The organism is Arthrobacter sp. zg-Y1143, from assembly GCF_030125565.1.
GTDB lineage: Bacteria > Actinomycetota > Actinomycetes > Actinomycetales > Micrococcaceae > Arthrobacter_B.
The window spans coordinates 89,168-105,982 of sequence record NZ_JASKLW010000006.1; the positions used below are offsets into that span (position 1 = coordinate 89,168).

Annotated in this window: 13 protein-coding genes and 1 tRNA gene; 7 read left to right on the forward strand and 7 right to left on the reverse strand. The window is 66.8% G+C overall.

All coding sequences use genetic code 11. The features are described from left to right. Entirely contained in the window at positions 1–1,257 is a 1,257-nt protein-coding gene (gene glgC / locus QNN98_RS08930) for a glucose-1-phosphate adenylyltransferase (protein ID WP_283996852.1), read from the reverse strand. An 82-nt stretch (positions 1,258–1,339) separates the two neighbouring features. Between glgC and glgA the strand changes: the two genes are divergently transcribed. Further along, positions 1,340–2,536: a glycogen synthase gene (gene glgA, locus QNN98_RS08935; RefSeq protein WP_283996853.1), complete on the forward strand. Its 1,197-nt coding sequence runs from the start codon at positions 1,340–1,342 to the stop codon at positions 2,534–2,536. 86 nt (positions 2,537–2,622) lie between these two features. On the opposite strand, the gene QNN98_RS08940 is transcribed toward glgA, so the two are convergent. Then, positions 2,623–4,734, reverse strand: coding sequence for an acyl-CoA dehydrogenase family protein (locus tag QNN98_RS08940; RefSeq protein WP_283996854.1), 2,112 nt, complete (start codon positions 4,732–4,734; stop codon positions 2,623–2,625). 31 nt (positions 4,735–4,765) lie between these two features. Further along, positions 4,766–5,464 (reverse strand): TetR/AcrR family transcriptional regulator, encoded by a 699-nt coding sequence (locus QNN98_RS08945; protein WP_283996855.1) that lies wholly within the window; start codon positions 5,462–5,464, stop codon positions 4,766–4,768. Between the two features lie 94 nt (positions 5,465–5,558). On the opposite strand from QNN98_RS08945, the gene QNN98_RS08950 reads away from it, so the two are divergent. The 4 genes from QNN98_RS08950 to QNN98_RS08965 all read left to right on the forward strand — a co-directional run bounded on the left by QNN98_RS08950 (position 5,559) and on the right by QNN98_RS08965 (position 10,533). Beyond that, positions 5,559–6,890: an acetyl-CoA C-acetyltransferase gene (locus QNN98_RS08950; protein WP_283996856.1), complete on the forward strand. Its 1,332-nt coding sequence runs from the start codon at positions 5,559–5,561 to the stop codon at positions 6,888–6,890. Positions 6,891–6,892: 2 nt separating this feature from the next. After that, positions 6,893–8,233 (forward strand): 3-oxoacyl-ACP reductase, encoded by a 1,341-nt coding sequence (locus QNN98_RS08955; protein ID WP_227911372.1) that lies wholly within the window; start codon positions 6,893–6,895, stop codon positions 8,231–8,233. Continuing rightward, on the forward strand, positions 8,230–9,171 hold the full coding sequence (locus tag QNN98_RS08960; RefSeq protein ID WP_283996857.1) for a MaoC family dehydratase: 942 nt from the start codon (positions 8,230–8,232) through the stop codon (positions 9,169–9,171). Before QNN98_RS08955 ends, QNN98_RS08960 begins: the two co-directional genes overlap by 4 nt. A gap of 144 nt (positions 9,172–9,315) precedes the next feature. Beyond that, the gene (locus tag QNN98_RS08965; protein WP_227926290.1) at positions 9,316–10,533 is read left to right on the forward strand and encodes a kynureninase; all 1,218 of its coding nucleotides are present in this window, start codon (positions 9,316–9,318) and stop codon (positions 10,531–10,533) included. A 1-nt stretch (position 10,534) separates the two neighbouring features. Here the strand turns inward: QNN98_RS08965 and QNN98_RS08970 are convergent, their stop codons facing one another. The 4 genes from QNN98_RS08970 to QNN98_RS08985 form a co-directional block, all read right to left on the reverse strand. Then, entirely contained in the window at positions 10,535–10,930 is a 396-nt protein-coding gene (locus QNN98_RS08970) for a universal stress protein (RefSeq protein WP_227911375.1), read from the reverse strand. Between the two features lie 52 nt (positions 10,931–10,982). Further along, a complete protein-coding gene (locus QNN98_RS08975) occupies positions 10,983–12,386 on the reverse strand; it encodes an APC family permease (protein WP_283996858.1) in 1,404 nt (467 codons plus the stop codon). 98 nt (positions 12,387–12,484) lie between these two features. Next, positions 12,485–13,783 (reverse strand): hemolysin family protein, encoded by a 1,299-nt coding sequence (locus QNN98_RS08980; RefSeq protein ID WP_227911377.1) that lies wholly within the window; start codon positions 13,781–13,783, stop codon positions 12,485–12,487. A gap of 205 nt (positions 13,784–13,988) precedes the next feature. Then, positions 13,989–14,071, reverse strand: a tRNA-Leu gene (locus QNN98_RS08985). 193 nt (positions 14,072–14,264) lie between these two features. On the opposite strand from QNN98_RS08985, the gene QNN98_RS08990 reads away from it, so the two are divergent. Both QNN98_RS08990 and QNN98_RS08995 read left to right on the forward strand, forming a co-directional pair. Then, complete coding sequence (locus QNN98_RS08990; RefSeq protein WP_229959082.1) at positions 14,265–15,629, forward strand: M20/M25/M40 family metallo-hydrolase; 1,365 nt, start codon at positions 14,265–14,267, stop codon at positions 15,627–15,629. Positions 15,630–15,665: 36 nt separating this feature from the next. Next, positions 15,666–16,814: an acyl-CoA dehydrogenase family protein gene (locus QNN98_RS08995; RefSeq protein WP_283996859.1), complete on the forward strand. Its 1,149-nt coding sequence runs from the start codon at positions 15,666–15,668 to the stop codon at positions 16,812–16,814. Position 16,815: the final 1 nt, after the last annotated feature.

The window sequence follows — 16,815 nt, forward strand, 5'->3', positions numbered from 1 at the left end:
CTATTCGGCCGGAGCCTCCACCGGCACCCGCTGGCCCTTGCTCAGCACGGTCAGTCCGGACTCGGTCACAGTGAACCCGCGGCGCAGGTCCAGCTCCCGGTCCACACCCACGGTGGCGCCGGCCGGAATGCGCACGTTCTTATCGATGATCGCGCGGCGGACCACCGCACCCTCACCCACATACACCTTGTCCATCAGCACCGAGTCGGTGACGACGGCGTTGTGGTCCACATAGACGTCCTGCGCCAGCACGGATCCGGTGACGGTGCCGCCGGAGATCACGGTGCCGTCGGAAACAATCGAATCAAACGCGGTACCGGCCTGCTCGGAGGCGCTGCGCACGAACTTCGCCGGCGGGGAGACGCTCTGCCGGGTGTAGATGGGCCACTTCAGGTTGTACAGGTTGAAGGCGGGCAGCGGCGAGATCAGGTCCATGTTGGCGTCATAGTAGGAGTCCAGGGTGCCTACGTCCCGCCAGTACTGGTGATCACTGCCGGTGGCACCGGGAATCACGTTCCGGGTGAAGTCGTATACGGCCGCGTCCTGCCGCTCCACGAAGTAGGGGATGATGTCCCCGCCCATGTCGTGCTTGGTGATCAGCCGCTCGGCGTCGACCTGCAGGGCTTCGACCAGGGCGTCGGTGTTGAAGACGTAGTTGCCCATGGACGCAAGGAAGCTGCCCGGATCATCCGGCAGCCCGGGGGTGGTCTCGGGCTTCTCCACGAACGCGGAAATCATGCCGGGATTCGCCGGGTCCGTTTCGATGACGCCAAACTGATCCGCCAGATGCAGCGGCTGCCGCACGGCGGCCACGCTGACCGAGGCTCCGGAGGCAATATGCGCCTCAACCATCTGCGAGAAGTCCATTCGGTACACGTGGTCCGCACCGATCACCACGACGATGTCCGGCTGGGCGTCATCGATCAGGTTCATGGACTGGTAGATGGCGTTCGCGCTGCCCAGGAACCAGCTTTTGCCGACGCGCTGCTGCGCCGGAACCGAGGCCACATAGTTCTGCAGCTGTGTGGACAGCCGCCAGGTCTCGGAAATGTGCCGGTCAAGGCTGTGCGACTTGTACTGGGTGAGGACCACTATCTGCAGGTACCCGGAATTCACCAGATTTGACAGTGCGAAGTCGATAAGCCGGTACCGCCCGGCAAAGGGAACCGCGGGTTTTGCGCGGTCCGCCGTCAACGGCATCAGCCGTTTGCCCTCCCCACCTGCAAGGACTACTGCCAGGACCTTCTTAGGCGCCATTGTCTTGAACCTCTTCCGCAAAAAAATAAGTCTACTGACTTCACACTAGATCACACGTTGCCCGGTGCACTACGTTGGTTTAGTGCGAGTAGATATTGTGTCGAAGGAATTCCCGCCGGAAATCTACGGAGGAGCAGGCGTTCACGTCGCCGAGCTTAGCCGTGTCCTGGCCGGAGAAGTAGATCTCCATGTGCATTGTTTCGGGGCCGAACGCCCGGAGGATTTCCATGGAGCGAAAGTAACCGCGTACCCCGTGCCGGCGGAGCTGGGCAGCGCCAACCCGGCCGTACAGACCCTGGGTACGGACCTTGAAATCCTGGGCGGGCTGGCCGGCGCCGACCTGGTCCATTCCCACACTTGGTACGCCAACATGGCCGGCCATCTGGGCTCGCTGCTGCACGGCATCCCGCATGTCCTGAGTGCGCACAGCCTGGAGCCGCTGCGGCCGTGGAAGGCCGAACAGCTGGGCGGCGGCTACGCTGTGTCCTCCTGGGTGGAGAAAACCGCCTACGAGGCCGCCGCCGCGATCATCGCCGTCTCCGAGGGTATGCGCCAGGACATCCTGCGCAGCTACCCGGACGTGGATCCGGCCAAGGTCAAGGTGGTCCACAACGGCATTGACGTTGAGCAGTGGCAGCCGGTTATCGACCCCGACGGCGTCCGCTCCTTCGACATTGACCCGGACCGTCCCAGCGTGGTCTTTGTGGGCAGGAACACCCGGCAGAAGGGCGTGCCCTACCTGCTGCGCGCCGCAGCGCTGCTGCCGCCGGAGGTCCAGCTGGTCCTCTGCCTCGGTGCCGCGGATACGCCCGAGCTCGCGGCCGAAACAGCCGCCCTGATTGAGGACCTGCGGCGCACCCGTACAGGCGTCATCGTGATCGAGCGGATGCTTCCGCGGGCCGAGCTGATCCGGATCCTCTCCATTGCCACCGTCTTCGCCTGCCCGTCCGTCTACGAACCGCTGGGCATCGTGAACCTTGAAGCCATGGCCTGCGGCACCGCCGTCGTCGCCAGTGCCACGGGCGGCATCCCGGAGGTGGTCGAGGACGGCGTCACCGGGCTGCTGGTACCCATTGACCAGGTCACCGACGGCACCGGCACCCCGCTGGACCCGGAAGCCTTTGTCCGCGACTTCGCCGCAGCCCTGACTACTGTGGTGGCCGATCCGGACCTGGCCCGCCGCATGGGGGAGGCCGGGCGCCTCCGCGCCACCGACCAGTTCTCCTGGGAATCCATTGCCGAAGCCACCCTGGATGTCTACCGGTCCGTGCTGGCCTAGCCCGGACACGCAAAAAGCCCGGACACGCAAAAGGCGCTGCCGCATTTCTGGGGCAGCGCCTTTATGTTTTCCGGCGTACTTCGGGCTTACTTCTTCCCGGACTTCTTCGACGCCTTCGAGGCAGCCTTTTCGCGGGCGATCAGCACCTTCTCATCCACCGGAGCGGCACCGCTGGCACGCAGCAGGCGCTGGTATTCCATCGCCTCGTCCTGGCGGGCTTTCTCCGCACCGGAAGCGATCTTGGCGCGCAGGTGCTCCTGGCCGTAGCCGAAGGAATCGACCAGGCCCAGGGCGTGCGGGCGGATCTTGGCCAGCAGGCGGTTGATGTAGGGGCCAAGGGTCCGGGCCCGCTGCGCCGAGAGCCGGCCGTTCATCAGGTACCAGCCCAGGTTCTTTTCGATCAGGCAGAGGCCGAACAGGTCGCGGACCCAGGTCATGACCTGGCGCGTGCCGGCGTCGTCAATCCGGTCCAGCGCCCGGGTGAAGCCTTCCCACTGCAGCAGTTCGGCGTGGGCGCGCGCTGCTTCGATCAGGGCGTGCTGGTTCTCGTTGAAGACCGCCGCGCCCTTTTCCTTCGGCATGTTGCGGGCGGCCTTCAGCGCGCCGGCTACCTCGGCGACCATGGTGCTCACCCGGTCAGCCAGCAGGTCATGCTGGGCACGGGGATCACGCAGCGCCACGGCGGACTTCTTCTCCGAACCGGAGTCGGCCACGGTCTGCACAATGCGGCGCAGGCCGGTGCGGTGCACGGTGACGTCGGCGGCCTGGCCCACAACGTAGCGGGCCAGCACCCCGAAGTCGGCGCCGGCGAATTCCTTGGCGTAGTCAGCCAGCAGGCGCTTGGCGACCAGCTGCAGCAGCACCGTGTTGTCACCTTCGAAGGTGGCGTAAATGTCCAGGTCCGCGCGCAGTGCGGTGAACCGGTTCTCGGCAAGGAAACCCGCACCGCCGGTTGCTTCGCGGCATTCCTGCAGCGTGTCCAGGGCATGCCAGGTGGAGAGGGACTTCAACGCGGCGGCAAGGGTCTCAAGGTCCTGGCGGTCCGCGTCGGTGTCGTGCGCGCCGGAGAAGACGTCGTCGAACTTCTGCAGCAGTTCCTCGTGGGCGAAGGCGGCCGCGAAAGTGGTGGCGAGCAGGGGCAGCAGGCGGCGCTGGTGCTGCTGGTAGTCCATCAGCACCTCTTCCTTGATGTCGGATGCACCGTTGAACTGCCGGCGCTCGGTGCCGTACTGGATGGCGGTCTTCAGCGCCATCTTGCTGGCGGCAACGGCCGCACCGTCCAGGGAGACGCGGCCCTGCACCAGGGTGCCGATCATGGTGAAGAAGCGCCGGCCGGGGCTGGCGATGGCGGAGGTGTACGTGCCGTCTTCGGCTACGTCGCCGTACTTGTTGAGCAGGTTGGTCCGGGGGATGCGCACGTTGGAGAAGTGCAGCCGGCCGTTGTCGATGCCGTTCAGTCCGCCCTTGACGCCGTCGTCCTCGCCGCCCACGCCGGGCAGGAAACCGTTGTCATCGCGCAGTTCCACATAGAACGCGTGGACACCGTGGTCCACGCCCTTGGTGATCAGGTGGGCGAACACAACGGCCGCCTTGCCGTGGACGGCACCGTTGCCGATGTAGTCCTTCCACGCTGCGCGGAACGGCGTGTTGATGATGAATTCCTGCGCTGCGGCGTCGTACTCGGCGGTGGTCGCGATGCTGGCGACATCCGAGCCGTGGCCGGTTTCGGTCATCGCAAAGCAGCCGGGGGTTTCCAGGCTCATGATGCCCGGCAGCCACTTCTCATGGTGTTCCCGGTTGCCCAGGTGCAGGACGGCGGACCCGAACAGGCCCCACTGCACGCCGGCCTTGATCTGCAGCGACGGATCAGCCACCACGAGTTCCTCGAACCCGGCAATGTTGCCGCCGTGGTTGTCCTCGCCGCCCACATACTTGGGGAAGGCACGGTGAACGGCCTTGGTGTCCACCAGGACCTTCAGCTGGCCCATAACCCGTTCGCGGTGCTCGGTGTGGCTCAATCCGGCGGGGGTGTGCAGCTCATCATGGCCGGCAAGCTCGCGGGCCTGCAGGCGGATGTCCGCCCACTTGCCCAGCAGTGCCCGGCCCAGGGAAGCGGTGTCCACCACAGCGGCATCGTTGTCGCTGATCGTGGCGCTGGCCGGCAACTGGCGTTCGGCGGGGGAAAGTGTTTGCGTCATTGCTTTTCCTTCTTGTGGAGGTGGGGCGTGCTCAGGAAATCCGGGGGAGGGGTGTGTGCCCCTGGTCGTAGCCGATGCCGTCAAAGAGCCAGACGGTCAGCTGCTCGGTCATTTGTTCTTCGGTGGGCTTGTCTTTGCCCGGCGGCGCGGCGATCCAGCGTTCTCCGGCCGCACGGATCATGCCCAGCGCAGCTGTGGGCCAGTACTGCGCGGTGCCGCTGGCCTCCGGCGGCACTTCACGGCCGGCGAGGTAGTGCCGCATGGCCGAATCCATCATTGACGTGATGGTTTCGAAGAAGTGCGAAAGCGTGGTGTCCACTTGCTGGTCCGGGCCGCCCTCGGCCAGCCGGCCGGTGACGAACAGGTACACGTTGGGTGAGGTTTCCGCCATCTGCAGGTACGCCGAGACCATGGCCCGCAGCCCGGAGCGCGGTGAGGAAGCGGTGCGGCCGGCCGCCAGGATTTTCTCCTGCATGCGGGCCACGGCCATTTCGCCCATGGCCTTCTGCAGCCCGGCCTTATCTCCGAAGTAGCGGTAGAACACCGATTTGGAGGTACCGGAGGCCGCCGCGATCTCTTCCATGGAGGCCGCGTAGCCCAGCGAGTGCACGGCACGGCGCGCGGTCTTGATGAGCGTACGGCGGCGTTCGGCCCGGTGCGCTTCCCAGCGAAGCGCGCGGCCGTCACCGGCGGGGGCTGCCGCGGAGGAGTCCTCTAGTGCGTTGTTCACGATACTGAGCGTATCAGGTACGCTGGGTAACAGTAACTACCGTCACACCCCACCGTGCCACCCAACCCCCAAGCACTCCCAAGGAGAACGACGAATGGCTGCACAGCCCGAACCCCTCACCGCCCGGCCCAACGAGACCGCACCCGCGGTACGCAAGGCCGTGGTGATCGGCGGCAACCGGATCCCCTTCGCCCGTTCGGGCGGAAAGTACACCTACAGCTCCAACCAGGACATGCTCACGGCAGCCCTTGACGGGCTTATTGCCCGCTTCGGCCTGCAGGGCGAGCGGATCGGCGAAGTAGCCGGCGGCGCCGTCCTGAAGCACTCCCGCGATTTCAACCTGACCCGCGAAGCGGTCCTGGGCTCGGCACTGTCGCCGGAGACCCCCGCCTACGATGTCCAGCAGGCCTGCGCCACCGGACTGGAAACAGTGGTCAGCCTGGCCAACAAGATCAAGCTCGGCCAGCTGGAATCCGCTATTGCCGGCGGCGTGGACTCGGCGTCGGACGCCCCGATTGCCGTCAGTGAAGGCCTGCGCCGGGCCCTGCTGGACCTCTCCCGCGCCCGCACCACCAAGCAGAAGCTGGCCGCCGTCGCGAAGATCCGCCCCAAGGACCTGTCCCCGAATGCCCCGTCCACCGGCGAGCCCCGCACCGGCCTGTCCATGGGCGAGCACCAGGCCCTGACCACCGCGCAGTGGAAGATCACACGCGAGGCACAGGACGAGCTGGCCTACAACAGCCACCGCAATATGGCTGCCGCCTACGACCGCGGCTTCTTCGATGACCTTGTCACCCCGTACCGCGGGCTGTCCAAGGACGCGAACCTGCGTCCGGACACCACCATGGAGAAGCTCGCCAAGCTCAAGCCCGCCTTCGGCAAGTCCCTTGGGGATGCCGCCACCATGACCGCCGGCAACTCCACTCCGCTGACCGACGGTGCCTCCGTGGTGCTGCTGGGCTCGGAGGACTACGCCCGCGAACACGACCTGCCGATGCTCGCGAACGTTGTGGACGCCGAAGCCGGCGCCGTGGACTTTGTGCACGGCAAGGACGGACTGCTGATGGCTCCGGCCTTCGCCGTCCCGCGCCTGCTGGCCCGCCATGGCCTCACCTTCGACGACTTCGACTTCTTCGAAATCCATGAGGCCTTCGCCGGCACGGTGCTCTCAACCCTGGCCGCTTGGGAAGACGAAGAGTTCTGCCGCACCCGCCTGGGCCTGGATGCACCGCTGGGCAGCATCGACCGCGGCAAGCTCAACGTCAACGGTTCCTCGCTGGCCGCCGGCCACCCCTTCGCTGCCACCGGCGGACGCATTGTGGCCTCGCTGGCCAAGATGCTCCACGAAAAGGGTTCGGGCCGCGGCCTCATTTCCATCTGCGCTGCCGGCGGGCAGGGCCTCGTCGCGATCCTGGAGGCGCGCTAGCCATGACTGATACCTACCTCAAGCTGGTCAATACCGGCTTCACCAAAGACCTGTCCAAGAAGCTCGGCCTGCCCCGGCCGGCCATCCTGCGCCGCTTCGACCCGGCCAAGCCGCTGGTACCGGGGCCGGTGCTGGTGCTCGGCAAGGGCGAAACCGCGGATGACCTCTCACAGCTGCTGCTTGCCTGGGACCAGGACGTACGCCGGCATGCCACTCCGAAGGAAAAGCTCGGCGCCATCCTGATTGTCCTGGATGATGCCGCCGATCCCACCGATTTGGCCGAACCCACACTGGCGGCAGGCGCCGCCCTGCGCGACCTCGCCCCGGGCGGACGGGTGCTCACAGTGTCCCGGCCCGCAGCAGAAGCGCAGGATCCGGCCGCCGCCGCCGCCCGCCAAGGCATTGACGGTACGTTGCGTTCCATCGCGCATGAACTGCGCGGCGGCGCCACCGCCAACGGCATCGTGCTCGCCAACGGCGTGCAGGCGTCGGCCCCCTCAGTGGCCGCTGCCCTGCGTTTCCTCCTCTCGGGCAAAAGCGCCTACGTCAGCGGCCAGTTCATCACTGTCGGCTCCGACGCAGGCTCGCTGCCGGCGGATTGGAACGCACCCCTGGCCGGCAAGGTGGCCGTGGTAACCGGTGCCGCCCGCGGCATCGGCGCAGCCATTGCCAAGGTGCTGCACCGCGACGGCGCCACCGTGATTGTGGTGGACGTGCCGGCCGCCGGCGAACAGCTGGCCAAGGTCGCCAACGAAATCGGCGGCACCGCGCTGCAGGTGGACATCACCCGCGATGACGCGGCAGAGCGCATCCTTGCCCATGCCGTCGAGCGCTACGGGCACCTGGACATCGTGATCCACAATGCCGGGATCACCCGCGACAAGCTGCTGGCCAACATGGACGAAGCCCGCTGGGGTTCGGTCATCGCCGTCAATATTGCCTCCCAGCTGCGCATGAACCAGGCCTTCCTGGCCTCCAGCGGCTTCAGCCCCGAGGGCCGGATCGTGTCGCTGGCTTCCACCAGCGGTATTGCCGGCAACCGCGGCCAGACGAACTACGCCGCTTCCAAGGGCGGCGTCATCGGCATGGTCCGGGCCACCGCACCCCTGCTGGCTCCGCGCGGCGGGTCCATCAATGCCGTCGCTCCGGGGTTTATCGAAACGGACATGACTGCTGCTATTCCGGCCCTGACCAGGCAGGTGGCACGCCGCCTGTCCAGCCTGCAGCAGGGCGGCCTGCCGGTGGATGTGGCCGAAACCATTTCCTTCCTGGCTTCGGACTCCGCGGCCGGGGTCAACGGCCAGGTGGTTCGGGTATGCGGGCAGAACATGGTGGGCGCATGAGCTTCACCCAGCTGCGTGAAATCCCGGCCCTCGGCAAGCTTTATGCCGGCGCACTGGGCAGTGCCGCCAAGGCCAGGATGTCCTCCGCTAAAGGCAGCACGACGCTGCCGGCGGACCGGCACGTGGTGTCCGGCGCCGCCGTCGACCTGGCCAAGCTGACCGACTTCCAGCGCCTGGTCCTGCACAGTGCCACGGATTACCTGCCCACCGGTTACGTGCACACCTTCGCGTTCCCGGTGGCCATGAGCCTCATGGCGCGCGATGACTTTCCGCTGCCCCTGCTGGGCATGGTGCACCTGCGCAACGTGGTCCAGCATTACCGTCCAATCCACTACAGCGAGCCGCTGACAGTCACCGCCTGGGCAGAGAACCTGGGCGGACACCGGTCCGGCACCTCTGTGGAGCTGGTAGCCGAGGTTACGGGGGCGGACGGCGAAGTGCTGTGGCGCGGGCGTTCCACCTACTTGGCGAAGGGTGTTTTCCTTCCCAAGACGGACCGGCCCGGCGAGTCCGCGGCACGGCCCGAGTTCGTTCCGCCGCTGCCTACCGCCATGTGGCGGCTGGGTGCCGACGCCGGCCGCAACTATGCCCGCGTTTCCGGGGACTTCAACCCGATCCACCTGAGCCGCCTGTCCGCCAAGGCGCTGGGCATGAAGCGGTCCCTGGCCCACGGCATGTACCTGGCCTCGCGGGTGGTTTCCGATGCGGTGCAGACTCAGGAGGGCCCCTTCGAGTGGACCATCGACTTTGAGTCCCCGGTGTTCCTGCCGGCCACTGTTGCAGTGTCGATCCACGACGACGACGCGGGCAGCAGCTGGGCCGGTTCCACCTTCACGGGCTGGAATCCGCGCTCGATGCGCCGGCACTTCGCCGGCACCGTCCGTCCGCTGGAGGCAGCCGCCCCCGGGGACGGGTTCGCTGCCGCCACCCGGGCCTGATTGGCCGGGCCTGGCTTCCCCAGGCTCCGCAGTACTTCCCAGCAGCACCCCGGGCCCCGTCGGCCTCCGCAGCAGCGGAGCTCGGCGGGGCCCGTCCCGTCCCGCCGCCAATCCGGCACTTCCCCAACTGCTAAGGTTCCTCCCATGATTGATGCCGCCTCCCTGTTGGTTACCGCCAAGGAACTGGATGCCGCGGATCCCCTCGCGGGTTACCGGGACCGCTTCCTTCCGGCCGGGGAGGTGAGCGCGTATCTTGACGGCAACTCCCTGGGCCGGCCGCTCCGGGCGACCGCCGAACACCTGCAGGACTTTGTCACCGGACAGTGGGCCCAGCGGCTGATCCGCGGCTGGGACGAGGAGTGGCTGGAGCTTCCCGGGCGGATTGGCGACGAACTGGGGGCGGTGGCGCTGGGTGCGGCACCGGGCCAGTGCATCGTGGCGGATTCCACCACCGTGCTGCTGTACAAGCTGGCCCGGGCGGCCGTCGCCGCCCGGCCGGGCCGAACCGAGATCCTGCTCGATGCCGACAACTTCCCTACGGACCGGTACGTACTGGAGGGGGTTGCCCGCGAGTGCGGGCTGACCCTGCGCTGGGTGCGCGCGGATTACGACGGCGGAGTCAGCGCCGAAGCCGTGGCCGAGGCCGTGGGCCCGCATACCGCGCTGGCCGTCTTCAGCCACGTCGCCTACCGCTCCGGCTACCTCGCCGATGCCGCAGCCATTTCCGCGCTGGTGCACGACGCCGGCGGGCTGGTGCTGTGGGACCTGTGCCACTCCGCCGGCGCGGTCCCTGCCGAACTGGACGCGTGGGGTGTGGATTACGCCGTCGGCTGCAGCTACAAGTACCTCAACGGCGGCCCGGGCGCACCTGCCTGGGGTTACGTCGCCGCCCGCCACCAGGCGGAGTTCACCCAGCCCATCCAGGGCTGGCTCGGCTCCGAGGACCCGTTCGGGATGGCGCCGGGGTACGTCCCGGCAAGCGGCATCCGGCGCCTGGTCTCCGGCACCCCGCCCATTCTGGGCATGCTTGCCATGCAGGACATGGTGGCCCTGATCCGCGAGGCCGGCATGGAAGCCGTCCGGGCAAAGTCGCAGGCGCTGACCGAATACGCCGTTGCCGCTGTGGACGCGCTGCTGGCACCGCGCGGCGTCGTGCTGGCCTCGCCGCGCGATCCGGAACGCCGCGGCAGCCACATCACCATTGACCATCCCGCGTTCAAGGCGGTCACCGCCGCCCTGTGGGAGCAGGGGGTCATTCCGGACTACCGCAATCCCGACGGCATCCGCATCGGCCTGTCTCCGCTGTCCACGTCCTTCGCGGAGACCTTCACCGGAATCGAAGCGGTGCTGGCCAGGCTGTAGCTCACGCCTGCCCGGCCTTCACCGCCAGGACCGGGCAGTCTGCTTCAAGGAGCACCCGCTGGGCCGTACTGCCGAGGAACAGTTTCCCCACCGGTGTCCGGTGCCGGATGCCCAGCACCACAAGCTGGGCGCCATGGCCCTCGGCGGCCTTCAGGATCTCTTCCGACGCGTCAAAGTCACCCACCGGATGCAGCAGGGTATGCGGCAGCCGGCTTTCCTGCAGGACCGTGGCCAGCTCCTGCAGGTAGCCGGGGGATTCGCCCGGGTCCCGGGCCCCGCGGGTGCTCTCCACGTTCACCACCACCAGCCCCATGGCCAGTTCCCGGGCTGCCCGCACCCCGGCACGCAGTGCTGTTTCCCCCTCCGGTGTGGGTACATATCCGACGACGACGGTCATGGTCTCCTCCTTCCTGGCGGTTCTTCGCCGGCCGCGTGCCGCCGGCGAAGCATCAACTGAGCTGGGACGGGTCGCTGAAGCGGGTTTTGCGGGCCTTGACGGCGCGGTTCCAGAACCAGGTCAGTACCCAAAGGACCAGGCCCAGAAGCAGCAGGATGCCCGCGATGCGGTACTCCACGGCATCCTGGGCCCACGGACCCACCAGGAAGGCACAGGTGATGGCACCGATGAAGGGCATCACGGTGGGGGAGCGGAAGTGCGGCCGGTCAATCGGCGTACGGCGCAGCACGATGCAGGCGATGTTCACCACCGTGAAGACACACAGCAGGAGCAGGGCGGTGGTCCCGCCAAGCGCAGTGACCGTTCCCTTGCCCATGAAGTTGGTGACCACAATGATCAGCCCCACTGCGATCGCCGTCGTAAACACAATCGCCGCCCACGGGGTCCGCCGTCCCGGCAGCACCAGCGACAGCCCGCGCGGCAGGACGTCCTGCCGGGCCATGCCGTACAGCAGGCGGCTGGCCATCAGCATGTTGATCAGGGCGGTGTTGGCCACGGCGAAGATGGACAGGAACGGGTAGACCGCGTCGACGGGCAGGTTGGGGGCGCCGGCGCGCACCACCTCGAGCAGCGGCGTGGCACTTTGGGACAGCTGTCCCACCGGCACCACGGCCACGGCTGCGATGGACACCAACAGGTAGACGGAGACGGTGATGCTCAGGCCGGTCAGCATTACTTTAGGGAAGATCCGTACGGGGTCATGGGTTTCCTCGGCCATGTTCACTGAGTCCTCGAACCCGACCATGGAGAAAAACGCCAGCGAGGTTGCGCCGGTGAGGGCCAGGAAAACACTTTTGCCCGCTTCGGTTTCAAACACGACCACCCGGGAGAAGTCGGCGTTTCCCTGCCCCATGGCCCAGAACCCGATCAGGATGACAATCAGCAGGCCGGTCAGCTCGATGGCAGTCAGCACAATGTTGAACTTCACGCTTTCGGCCGCACCCCGGAGGTTGACGGCCGCCAGCAGCAGCATGAAGATCACCGCCACCCAGGTGACGCCGGCCTGCCCCCAGCCCAGATGGAACCCCACCATGAAGTTTTCAGCCAGGAACTTGGAAGCGGTCGAGGCCGAGGTGATCCCGGAACAGAGGACCGCGAAGGTCACGAGGAACGTCAGGAAATGTACGCCGAAGGCTTTATGCGTGTACAGGGCGGCTCCGGCGGCCTGCGGATACTTGGTGACCAGTTCCAGATAGGACAGGGCGGTAATGGTGGCCACCGCGAAGGCCAGCAGGATGGGCGCCCACGCCGCGCCCCCGATTTCCCCGGCCACTTGGCCGGTCAGGGCATAAACGCCAGTGCCGAGGATGTCGCCCACAATGAAAAGCAGCAGCAGTTTCGTGCCCATGACCCGTTTGAGTTCGGTCCGGTCCGTTTCAGACTTGATATCGGCCATGTCTGCCCTCCCGGACAATCGGTCCAAACCACGTTGCTCGGTATTGTGCGCGGTGGCACCCGGTAAAGGCAACGGGGGCGCCGTTCAGTGGACGCCGTTCAGTGGGCGGCTTCGGGAATTACCCGCACCGCACCAATCCGCCGCCTGCGCACACCCAGTACCTCCAACCGGCAGCCGGGCCCCTGGACAGTGTCGCCGGGGCGGGCCATCCGGCCCAGTTGTTCGAGGATGTAGCCGGCAAGTGTCTCGTACTGCCCCTCCGGCAGGGCGACGCCGGTGAGCCGCTCGAACTCCTGGAGGATCAGCGCGCCGTCCACCACCAGCTGGCCCTTCTCGCGCCGGTAACGGTCCTCCGGGTCCCGGCCGGTGTCGTATTCATCGTAGATTTCGCCCACGAGTTCCTCGATCAGGTCCTCCAAGGTGATGATCCCGTCCGTACCGCCGTATTCGTCGGCCACAACGGCTATGTGGCTGTTTTCCCGCCGCATCCGGGTCAGGGAGGGCAGCACCGTGGCCGTGCCGGGTACAAAGAGGATGGGCCGCAGGATCTGCGCCACGGTGCGCACGTCCCGTTCCGGGTCCTGCGGATCCGGCATCAGGTCACGGACGTGGATGAACCCGGCGACGTCGTCCACGGACCCGCTGATGACCGGGTACCTCGAGTACGGCAGTTCGCGCACCTGTTCCCGGGCCTGCTCCAGCGACAGGTCCGCGCGGAGGAAAACCACTTCGGTGCGCGGACGCATCACTTCCTGCACCAACCGCGTACCGGCTCCGAACACATCGGACAGGATCCGCCTGCTGTCCTCGGCAAGCATGGGACTGGCTGCCACCATGTCCCAAAGTTCCTGGCTGCTCACCGGTACCGTCTTCACGTTGGGGTTGCCGCCCAGCAGGCGCACCACGGTATCGGTGGAGACCGAGAGGAACCGGATTACCGGGCGCATCAGCACCGCGAACAGGTTCAGTGCGGGCGAAAGGATCCTGGCGAACCGTACCGCGTTCTGCATGGCCAGGCGCTTGGGTACCAGTTCCGAAAGCACCAGGGACAGGTAGGCCACGAACAGGGTCAGCACAATAAAGGCCGTAGTGTCAGCGGCCGCCTCGGACAGTCCCCACCGGCGCAGCAGCGGCACCACCGCCGGTGCCAGGGCGGAAGCGCCGTAGGCCGCTGAGAAGAAACCGGTGAGCGTCACGCCTATCTGGATGGCGGAGAGGAAAAGATTCGGGTTGCGGGCCAGACGCGCGGTGCGCGCCCCCTGCCGGCCGCTGCGTTCAATGCCGCTGATCTGGCTTTCCCGCAGGGACACCAGGGCCATTTCAGCACCCGCAAAAACTCCGCCCAGCAGGATGAAGAACACAACCAGCAGGAGATTGAAAACCGCGCCGCCGTCCATGGCATCGAGGGTACCGGTGCGTTCATCCGGGCAACACGCCCCGCAGCGGCCCTGCGATGATTGACCCGCAAACGGGACGGATACTGTTCCGCACCCGGCACCTAGCATCCAAGCCGTTCGTCCAGTGGTGCCGAACATCACATCAACGTGCTTTTCGCGGCCAACAAAAAACCCCCGGAATCGAAAGATTCCGGGGGTTTGTCTGTGCGCGGAGGGGGACTTGAACCCCCACCCTCGTTAGAGGACTAGCACCTCAAGCTAGCGCGTCTGCCATTCCGCCACCCGCGCTTGGGTGATCTCCACAGGTTCCGGTGTTGTTCAAAACCTGTGGAAGCAACGGGAAAAACTCTAACACGGTTTCGCACCGAACAACGAATCGACCCAAGCCGCAGGCAGGTTGGGCGTCGCCGGAAGGCGAAATGCGGCGCACCTCACGCCCTCTCTGGCTAAGCTGGCAGCACAGCATACCGAAGGGGACACCATGCCTGAAGACGCCCGCTCCAATTCCTCCGCCGGGGACGACTCCCGTGCAGTCCGGTCCGGCGCAGCAGTACGCGCCGAAGACGAGGTGGCCCGGATCTGCCGGGAGCTGATCCGGTTCGACACCTCCAACTTCGGCGACAACTCCGGACCGGGGGAGCGCGCCGCGGCTGAATACACGGCCGGGCTGATCGAGGAAGCCGGGCTCTCGGCGGATCTCTTTGAGTCCGCGCCCGGCCGCGCGTCGGTGGTGACCCGGATGGCGGGCAGTGATTCATCCCTGCCCGCCCTGGTGGTGCACGGGCACCTGGATGTGGTGCCGGCACAGAAACAGGATTGGAGCGTGGACCCGTTCAGCGGCGAAGAGCGCGACGGGTTGATCTGGGGCCGCGGTGCCGTGGACATGAAGGACATGGACGCCATGATCCTGTCCGTGATGCGTTCCATGGCGGCCACGGGCACCAAGCCCCGCCGGGACATTGTTTTCGCGTTCTTCGCTGACGAGGAAGCCGGCGGTGACTACGGAGCACGCTGGGCTGTGGAACACCGGCCGGAACTGTTCGACGGCGCCACGGAGGCTATCTCCGAGGTGGGCGGCTTCTCGGCCACCATCGGCGGCCGGCGGACCTATCTGCTGCAGACGGCGGAGAAGGGCATCTCCTGGCTCCGGCTGGTGGCCCACGGGCGCGCCGGGCACGGCTCCCAGATCAACACCGACAACGCCGTGACGCGGCTGGCGCGCGCCGTCGCCAATATCGGCAGCCACCCCTGGCCCATTGAGCTGACGGACACCACGCGGGCCTTCCTTGACGGCGTGACGGAACTGACCGGCGTCGAGTTCGATCCGGACAACCCGGACCGCATCCTGGCCGAACTGGGCACCGTGGCGCGTTTTGTGGGTGCCACGCTGCAGAACACCTCCAACCCCACCGTGCTGAAGGCCGGTTACAAGCACAACGTCATTCCCGGGACTGCCGAGGCGCTGATTGATGCGCGCACATTGCCCGGGCAGGAGGAACAGGTGCTGGCCACCATCCGGGAACTGGCCGGCGACGGCATTGACATCAGCTATGAGCACCAGGACGTGTCCCTGGAGGTGCCGTTCAAGGGCAACCTTGTGGACTCCATGGTCGGTGCGCTGCAGGCCGAGGATCCCGGCGCGCCCGTGCTTCCCTACACACTCTCGGGCGGCACGGACAACAAGTCCCTCAGCCGGCTGGGCATCACGGGCTACGGCTTCGCCCCGCTCCGCCTGCCCGAGGACCTGGATTTCACCGGCATGTTCCACGGCGTGGACGAGCGGGTGCCGGTGGATTCACTCAAGTTCGGCACCCGGGTCCTGTCGCGGCTGCTCACAAGTTACTGACCGCACCCGGTTGCTGCCCCAACAAGGAGAACCCCTGTGCCCGCCACCGACATCCTCACCCCGGATCTGCTTGAGCGCGTGCGGTCCCGCGCCGCAGGCTACGACGAAACCAACAGCTTCTTCACCGAAGACCTGGAAGAGCTGCGGGCAGCAGGGTATCTCGCCCTGTTCACGCCGGTAGCCGAGGGCGGGGCGGGACTGGGCATTCCCGACGTCGTTGCCAGCCAGCGCCTGCTGGCGGCAGCAGCCCCGGCCACCGCGCTGGCCGTGAACATGCACCAGGTATGGTGCGGAGTAGCCCACTTGCTGGCCCGGCAGGGCGATGACTCCCTGGCCTTTGTCCTGAAGGAAGCGGCAGCGGGGGAGCTGTTTGCCTTCGGCGTCTCCGAGCCCGGCAATCCCGCCGTGCTCTTTGACTCCCACACAGCGGCACGGCCCACGGGGGACGGCGGCTATGCCTTCACGGGCACCAAGATCTTCACCAGCCTTTCCCCGGCGTGGACCCGGCTGGGCATCTTCGGGAAGGACACCTCCGCCCCGGATGACCCGCGGCTGGTTTTTGGCTTCGCGGACCGGGGGACAGCAGGAATCACCATCGCCGATGACTGGAACACCATGGGCATGCGGGCCAGCCAGTCCTGCACCACACGGTTGGACGACGCGGTGGTACCGGCAGCCCGGATGGTCCACACGACGCCGGTGGGCCCGCACCGCGACGCGTTCGTCTTCGGCATCTTCAGCCTTTTCGAGACGCTGCTGTCCGCGGTCTACACGGGGATCGGGGACCGCGCCGTGCAGCTGGCCGCTGACGCAGCCCGTGGCCGCCGCTCACCGGACGGCGTTCCGGCGTCGGCTGATCCGGACACCCGGTGGAAGGTTGCCGACGCCGCGTTGCGGATGGACGGCGCAGGCTTGGAGCTGGACGCCGTCGCCCGGGACCTGGAAGAGGGCACGGACCACGGCAGCTACTGGTTCCCGCTGCTCTCGGGCCTGAAGTACCGCAGCACCGAAACCGCCCGCGGCGTCGTTGAAACCGCCATGCGGGTGGCGGGCGGCCGGAGCTACTCCCGGGGACAGGAGCTGGAGCGCTTGTACCGGGATGTACTGGCGGGCATGTTCCATCCCTCGAGCGAGGACTCGGTGCATGCCTCCGTGGCCAATGCAGTCCTGGGCCCGCTGGAGTAGG